The following is a 378-nucleotide window of genomic DNA, read 5'->3' as shown; positions in this document are numbered from 1 at the left end:
GATCTGCCGGCCGACGTCGCCGCGCAGATCGCCCGCATGCTGGCCGGGCGCATCGATCCGAAGCAGCGCGGCGCGCATGGCGATACTTTCCGCGTGGCATTCGAGCCCGACCACGGCGCAACGCGGCCGGGCCGCGTACGCGTGACGGCGCTCGATGTCCGCTTTCGCGGGCAGCGCGTCGCGGCCGTGTGGTTCGCCGCGCAGGCCGGCTCGCCGGGCGCCTATTACGAGTTCGACGGCATGCCGCTCGCCGGCGCACGCTTCGCGATGCCGGTCGCCGCGACGCGCATCAGCTCGCCGTTCGGCGCGCGCGTGCATCCGGTGAGCGGTGCGCGTCACGTGCATTCGGGCGTCGATCTCGCGGCGCCGGCGGGCCGC

Annotated in this window: 1 protein-coding gene; it reads left to right on the top strand. The window is 74.9% G+C overall.

Annotated features, from left to right (window positions below; all coding sequences use genetic code 11):
• Positions 1 to 378 (top strand): M23 family metallopeptidase (locus H3O04_RS35795; RefSeq protein ID WP_442862866.1); only part of this gene is annotated, 378 nt, incomplete at both ends.

This window comes from Burkholderia sp. KCJ3K979, from assembly GCF_016759955.1.
Lineage (GTDB): Bacteria > Pseudomonadota > Gammaproteobacteria > Burkholderiales > Burkholderiaceae > Burkholderia > Burkholderia orbicola.
Note: the sequence above shows the minus strand (reverse complement) of the source record. Positions and strands in the feature narration are given on the sequence as shown.